This window comes from Limosilactobacillus mucosae (assembly GCF_046939755.1).
Taxonomy (GTDB): domain Bacteria; phylum Bacillota; class Bacilli; order Lactobacillales; family Lactobacillaceae; genus Limosilactobacillus; species Limosilactobacillus mucosae_A.
Map to the genome: position 1 here is coordinate 1 of NZ_JBKZAY010000081.1, position 815 is coordinate 815.

Annotated in this window: 1 protein-coding gene; it reads left to right on the forward strand. The window is 48.5% G+C overall.

All coding sequences use genetic code 11. The features are described from left to right. Positions 1 to 34: 34 nt before the first annotated feature. On the forward strand, positions 35 to 815 hold a 781-nt coding region (locus tag ACLUWI_RS10180), incomplete at its 3' end, for a transposase (RefSeq protein WP_412147229.1).

Consider the following 815-nt stretch of genomic DNA (forward strand, 5'->3'; position numbering starts at 1 on the left):
AGCTACCACACAAAATTGAAAGAAGGTTTTGCTTTTGTCCCTTACTAATCATTCTATGCTACAGTTCTTTAAAATTGAAGACCCTAATATTAAAATTCTTGATTTTTCTACTACCGTCATTGATGGCGAGATCCGTAACGTTATTAAAGCTCGCTTGTCTTATCCCGTTGAGCACTGTCCTTACTGCGGCTTTTCGACCGTAATCAAAAACGGTACTCGGGTTACTCATGTCCGCTTAGGCGAGCTGCGTCAGGAACGCTGTGAGATGGAGCTCTGGAAACAGCGCTACTACTGCCGCAATTGTCAGACAACCTGGGGCGTAACCACTGATCTGGTTGAGGAAAACCACTCGCTCTCGCACCAGCTTAAGCACGGTGTCATGGCGATGGTTCGTGAAGGCATGACCAATAAGACGATTGCCAAGATGTGCCACTGTTCGGCTTCCAGCGTGGCCCGCATCATCCAGGAATTCGTCACGCCCAAGCGCAGAATGGCCGTCCTGCCTAAGCATCTCTGCTTTGACGAGTTCCGCTCCGTTGATCACAAGATGTCGTTCATTTGTTGTGATGCCGAAAACGATCATCAAATCGTGGCGATTCTGGCTGACCGGCTGACTCAAAACATCGTCGACTACTTTCTGAATCGTTATTCTGTTTCTGAACGCCAACGGGTTGAAACCATCGTCATTGATCTAAATGCCCAATATGCCTCGTTTATTCGCCAGCTCTTTCCCAACGCCGAGATCATCATCGACCGCTTCCACATTATTCAAATGGCCGGCCGTTCGCTTGACAACGCCCGCATTCAGCTGCTCA